The organism is Picosynechococcus sp. NKBG042902 (genome assembly GCF_963864045.1).
Taxonomy (GTDB): domain Bacteria; phylum Cyanobacteriota; class Cyanobacteriia; order Cyanobacteriales; family MRBY01; genus MRBY01.
Genome location: NZ_CAWLTV010000070.1, coordinates 155,276 through 161,521 on the forward strand (window position 1 = coordinate 155,276; position 6,246 = coordinate 161,521).

Here is a 6,246-nt window from a genome sequence, read left to right on the forward strand (position 1 = left end):
CTCGTAAAACGCTCAACCTAGAAATTCAATCATTATGGCTAAATCTATTATTTACAACGAAGATGCTCGCCGCGCCCTCGAAAAAGGGATCGACCTCCTCGCTGAAGCTGTTGCGGTAACCCTCGGCCCCAAAGGTCGGAACGTTGTGCTCGAAAAGAAATTTGGCGCACCCCAGATCGTGAATGATGGTGTGACCATTGCCAAGGAAATCGAACTCGAAGACCACATCGAAAACACCGGTGTTTCTTTGATTCGCCAAGCGGCTTCTAAAACCAATGACGTGGCCGGTGACGGAACCACCACAGCAACGGTTCTTGCCCATGCCATGGTCAAAGAAGGTCTCCGCAACGTTGCGGCTGGTGCCAACCCCATCGCCCTCAAGCGCGGTATTGATAAAGCGACTGAATTCCTCGTTGGCCGCATCAAAGATCAAGCCCGTCCGGTAGAAGATTCGACGGCGATCGCCCAAGTCGGTGCCATCTCTGCGGGGAACGACAAGGAAGTTGGTGACATGATTGCCAAGGCCATGGACAAAGTCGGTAAAGAAGGTGTGATCTCCCTCGAAGAAGGGAAATCCATGGAAACCGAACTCGAAATCACCGAAGGGATGCGTTTCGACAAGGGTTACACTTCCCCCTACTTCGTCACCGACACCGAGCGAATGGAAGCGGTTCTTGAAGATCCCTTCATCCTCATCACTGACAAGAAAATCACCCTGGTACAAGACCTCGTCCCGATCCTCGAACAGGTTGCTCGCCAAGGTAAGCCCCTCGTAATTATCGCTGAAGATATCGAGAAAGAAGCCCTTGCTACCCTCGTAGTCAACCGTCTCCGGGGTGTCCTCAACGTTGCTGCGGTTAAAGCGCCTGGTTTTGGCGATCGCCGTAAGCAAATGCTCGAAGATATCGCTGTACTCACCGGTGGCCAACTGATCACCGAAGATGCAGGCCTCAAGCTCGACAACACCAGCGTTGATATGCTCGGTAAAGCCCGCCGCATCACCATCACCAAGGACAACACCACCATTGTGGCCGATGGTAACGAGCAGGCAGTTAAGACCCGTTGTGAGCAAATCCGCCGTCAAATCGAAGAATCTGATTCTTCCTACGACAAAGAAAAACTCCAAGAACGTCTGGCGAAACTCTCCGGTGGTGTCGCTGTGATCAAAGTCGGTGCAGCAACCGAAACTGAGATGAAAGACCGCAAACTTCGTCTCGAAGATGCGATCAACGCGACCAAAGCAGCCGTTGAAGAAGGGATTGTTCCCGGTGGTGGTACAACTCTGGCGCACCTCGCTCCCGAATTGGAAGCTTGGGCGAATGATAACCTCACTGCGGAGCAACTCACTGGTGCTTTGATCGTGGCCCGTGCCCTGACTGCCCCCCTGAAGCGCATTGCTGAAAACGCGGGCCAAAACGGTGCGGTAATTGCTGAGCGTGTGAAGGAAAAAGACTTCAATACTGGCTTTAACGCAGCAACTAACGAATTCGTTGATATGCTCGCTGCTGGTATCGTTGACCCTGCTAAGGTAACCCGTTCTGCAACCCAGAACGCGGCTTCCATCGCTGGCATGGTTCTCACCACTGAGTGCATTGTTGTTGACAAGCCTGAAAAAGATAAGGCTGGTGCGGCTCCTGGTGCTGGTGACTTCGACTACTAAGGCTGAAGTTTCAACTCCAAAATCTGCAAAGCTAATTTAAGTTAACTTAATCCCTCTGATTCATTTCAGGGGGATTTTTATAGATACAATTAGATTTGAGCACTAAATTGATAGATAAAAAGCAAAGAAAAGCAATTGTTTTTTATTGAAAAATGTTGGACTCTAGCTACTATGAATTGGCAAAGTTATATTTATTCAGATTCTAATGTTTTAGTCGGCAAGCCTGTAATTAATTAAAGGAACCAGAATTTCTGTTGAATTCCTTTTAAGTCTTTTTGCAAATGGATGATCTGAAGCTGAAATATTAGAAAATTATCCATCCCTCACATCAGAATCAATTCGTGGAGTCTTTGCTTTTACTGCTGAATCCATAAAATTGCTTAATGTTGCTTTTGATGTCAGTTAAGCTGGGGTCTGCTATATATTTGGGGTAGATATGGAGGGACTATAAATTTATGGATGCAGAACAGGAAAGAAATTGGGCGATCGCCTGCCATCTGTCGAGTTTGGCTTGGATTGTCTTAGCCTTTGTCGGCATTGGGGCGATTCCCTTTGTCAATGTGATTGCGCCGGCGGTGGTCTGGTATCTCAAAAAAGAGGAGTCCGAGCTGATCGATGCCCACGGAAAGGAATCGGTTAATTTCCAGATTTCGATGACCATTTATGGTTTGGCGGCGGGAATTATTCTTAGTATTTTGATCATCGCCGGAGTTGTTTTGATGATCCTGTTGGGCATTGGTGGCAGCAATAATCCCTTTGCGGCCCTGGTGGCAATTGTGACGGGGATTGGTTTCTTTATCTTTTTGGCGCTGATTGTGGCGATCGCCATTTTTCAGATCGCGGTGGTGATCTTGGCGGCGACCAAGGTTCAAGAAGGGCAAATGTATCGTTATCCCTTTAATCTCAGACTACTGAAATAAATAACTTTCATAAAACAGCCCCCCTGGAATGATTGACCAAGGGGGTTTTTAATTAAACTTTAGATGCAAAAATTAGCTCAGTACCCAATGCACAAGGGTACGCACCGGGAATCCTGTACCGCCTTTGCTGTAAATGTCGGCGTCTTTTTCTGACCAGGCTGGCCCGGCAATATCAAGGTGTGCCCAGGGGGTTTTTTCGACAAATTCCTTGAGGAACAACGCCGCCGTAATCGAACCGCCTTCCCGTGGCCCGGTGTTTTTCATGTCGGCGATGGGAGATTTTAAGCCTTCAAAGTATTTTTCTTCGAGGGGCATCTGCCAGAATTTTTCGCCCGCTTTCTCTGATGCGGTGGCAATCGCCTGGGCGAGATCATCATTGTCACTCCACAGACCACAAATATCGTCACCTAGGGCAATGACGCAGGCTCCGGTCAAGGTGGCAATGTCCACAATCGCCTCAACCCCCAGCTTTTCGGCATAAACGAGGGCATCGGCGAGGGTGAGGCGACCTTCGGCATCGGTGTTGTTCACTTCGATGGTTTTACCGTTGGAGGCCGTGAGAATATCCCCCGGACGCATCCCCCGACCACTGATCATATTTTCAGTAGCCGCACTAATGAAATGCACTTCCACATCGGGTTTTAGTTCGGCGATCGCCTTTGCTGCCCCAAAAGTTGCCGCTGCGCCCCCCATGTCCATTTTCATCATCGCGATGCTGGGGCCGGAGGGTTTAATGTTATAACCACCAGAATCAAAGGTTAACCCTTTACCGACAATCGCCACCTTCTTCCGGGGTGTGCCTGGGGGTTTATAAACGAGGTGGATAAATTTCGGCGGTAAATCCGAGGCCGCCGCCACCCCAAGAAAAGATCCCATTCCTGCTGCTTCGCAGTCTGCTTCTTCGAGGATATTCAGTTCCAGGCCATAGGTGCTGGCGAGGCTTTCCACGGAAGCGGCCAAGGTCACAGGATTGATAATGTTGGCTGGAGCGTTAACCAATTCCCGCGCATAGATCACCCCTTCACAGAGGCTTGTGCCCAAGGCGATCGCCGCTGGTTGGTCGCCAATGCCAAGAATCTCAACAGTTTCGAGGGCTGGGGGGTCTTTTTGTTCTGATTTGAAGCGATTATCTTCATAAAAGCCCAGATACATCCCTTCTGTAACCATTTGCGCTGTGATCGCCTCAGTCTCGGCCACAGGTAACTGCAAACCCAGAGTTGTGATGGCTTTGTCCCCTTTCGCGGCCCGGGCGATCGCCGCTGCAGTACTCCGTAAGGCGGCACTACTCCATTTTTCGGCATTGCCCAGACCCACCAAGATCAACTTTTTGATCGGCGCACCACTCCCAAGACGGGTCACCGATAGCTCGCCGGATTTACCTTTAAATTCCGTTTCAACGATTACTTCCGAGATCACCCCCGATAAGCGTTCGTCCAGGGCCGTCAAACTTTCGGGTACCGTGAGCACCGTTTCACTTTCAAAAAAACCCAAGGCGATCGCCTCACCAGCCCAAGCCGCTGCCGTTTGCGAACTACCGCGAATTTCCATAACTAAACCTCAAAACTTGTTACTGTCCTTTAGTCTGACATTTCCGGCAAACCCTGTCCAAGAAATTGTCTAGAGCAACATTACGAGGAAGAGCGCAACTTCTCTAGCACCTCGAAGGAGTGACCCTGTAGCAAATCTGTTGCTTGATCCAAAGAAACAGGCCGAGAAAATAAATAACCCTGACCAAACTGGCAATCCTGGCTCTTTAACCACTGGTATTGCTGTTTCGTTTCAATACCTTCTGCCACAGTTTTAATCCCAATGGATTTAGAAAGGGCGAGAATTGATTCTGCAATTACCCGGTTGCGGTCATTCAACTCAGAAATATTTACAAAGCTCCGGTCAATTTTTAGTGCATCAATGGGGAGCTGGTGTAAATAGCTTAAACAAGAATACCCCGTGCCAAAATCATCAACGCTAATAAAAACTCCCTTGAGGCGAATTTGGTTTAACAAACGACAAGTGATGTCGATATTTTGAATTAGCATACTCTCAGTAATCTCTAACCCTAAGGTATTAGGAAAAACCGGATAGCGTTCTAATAATCGATCCAGTGAAAATAACAGCGAATCTTGGAGTTGTTTAACCGATAAATTGACATGGACTTTCAGGGGCGTTTTAAACGCCTGCTGCCACTCAAATAATTGACGACAGGCCGCATCTAAAATCCATTCACCAAGGGGAATAATGAGCCCTGTTTCTTCGGCAACATCAATAAATTCATAGGGGGATAACAAACCCCGTTGGGGATGCTGCCACCGAATTAACGCTTCAAACCCTTCAATGTTGCCTTGTTCTAAATTAATAATCGGCTGATAGTACAAAACAAATTGCTTTTCTTCAATGGCAGATCTGATTTCCCCTTCTAATTGGAGACGCTTCATCGCCTGTAGGTGCATCTGGGGATCAAAAATTGCGTACTGTGACTTACCATTTTGTTTGGCCCGGTACATGGCAATATCGGCATCCCGGAGCAGATCCTGGGCTGATTCATGGCGAGAGTCACCGATGATAATCCCAATACTCGTCGTGATAAAAACGCCGTAGTTAGAAATCTGGAAAGGCATATTCAATGTATTGAGGATGCGATCGGCAATATGCACAGCATCTTCTACCCCGTGAATTTCCTCTAGGAGAATGACAAATTCATCTCCCCCTAGGCGGGCGGCTAAATCTGTATCGCGAATAAAAGATTTGAGTAAATGGGCGACTTCAATAAGTAATTCGTCCCCAACAACATGGCCCAGACTATCATTGACTACTTTGAAATTATCTAGGTCTAAAAACAGGGCTGCAAATTCATGGATGGGATATCGCTTATAACGTTTTAGGGCTAGATTGAGCCGTTCAATTAGTAGATTACGATTGGCGAGGCCAGTAAGACGATCATGGAGGGCGTCATGTTTGAGTTGTTGCTCCATTTTGATCCGGGTACTGATGTCGGTAATGGTCGCAACATAGCCTTGGGGTTCACCCTTACTATCAAGCTCAGCGGTGCCCTGGCCATATACCCAAAGTATCGAACCGTCAGAACGCTGAAATCGATATTCTAGGGTAAATAGTTCTTGATTAGTGATGGATTTTAGCCATTGTTCTCGAACGTAGTCAATGTCGTCGGGATAGACTTTTTCTAACCAGCCTTTATGGAGAGCCTCTTCGGGTTGAATTGCCAGCAGTTTACAATAGTAATCGTTGACATAAATACATTCATGGCGCAAATTAGTGCGAAAAATCCCAATGGGAACAGTATTAGCGAGGTTGGCATATCGCTGTTGACTTTCAAGGAGATTGGTCTCAATTTGATTGCGTCGTTTAATTTCCTTTTTCAGGCTATAGTTACGGAGAATAAACCATCCTAAAAAGAGGAATGGTAGATAGACAATCAGGCTAAAGAAAAAATTTTGTAAGCTGATCCAATTAAATTTTTCGGGCGGCTCTAACCATTGGGCGATCGCCTGATAATAGACAGAATCACGATCTTGTAAGAGGCGACTCATTTGCCGATCAATGCCAGGCAGGAGCTGCTTGGGATCGCCTTCGGGAACGACGTAATGTAACCGGGCTGGATTAAACAGAATATTGGTTTTATTGACTTGATAGTCAGGGCTAAATTTATTG

4 protein-coding genes are annotated in these 6,246 nt (G+C 47.4%); 2 read left to right on the top strand and 2 right to left on the bottom strand.

Annotated features, from left to right (window positions below; all coding sequences use genetic code 11):
- Positions 1-34: 34 nt before the first annotated feature.
- Together groL and AACR41_RS09525 are read left to right on the top strand one after the other, a co-directional pair.
- Entirely contained in the window at positions 35-1,660 is a 1,626-nt protein-coding gene (gene groL / locus AACR41_RS09520) for a chaperonin GroEL (protein ID WP_030006933.1), read from the top strand.
- A gap of 455 nt (positions 1,661-2,115) precedes the next feature.
- Positions 2,116-2,580: a DUF4870 domain-containing protein gene (locus AACR41_RS09525; RefSeq protein ID WP_012308055.1), complete on the top strand. Its 465-nt coding sequence runs from the start codon at positions 2,116-2,118 to the stop codon at positions 2,578-2,580.
- A 72-nt stretch (positions 2,581-2,652) separates the two neighbouring features.
- Here AACR41_RS09525 and AACR41_RS09530 read toward each other — a convergent pair whose 3' ends face one another.
- Positions 2,653-4,128, bottom strand: coding sequence for a leucyl aminopeptidase (locus tag AACR41_RS09530; RefSeq protein ID WP_030006934.1), 1,476 nt, complete (start codon positions 4,126-4,128; stop codon positions 2,653-2,655).
- Positions 4,129-4,208: 80 nt separating this feature from the next.
- The coding region (locus AACR41_RS09535; RefSeq protein ID WP_045441861.1) for a putative bifunctional diguanylate cyclase/phosphodiesterase at positions 4,209-6,246 on the bottom strand (2,038 nt) is incomplete at its 5' end.

What these genes read in the sequence shown, in the direction of transcription:
- AACR41_RS09530 (WP_030006934.1), bottom strand. Translation starts at nt 4,128, where the DNA reads ATGGAAATTCGCGGTAGTTCGCAAACGGCAGCGGCTTGGGCTGGTGAG.
- AACR41_RS09525 (WP_012308055.1), top strand. Translation starts at nt 2,116, where the DNA reads ATGGATGCAGAACAGGAAAGAAATTGGGCGATCGCCTGCCATCTGTCG.
- groL (WP_030006933.1), top strand. Translation starts at nt 35, where the DNA reads ATGGCTAAATCTATTATTTACAACGAAGATGCTCGCCGCGCCCTCGAA.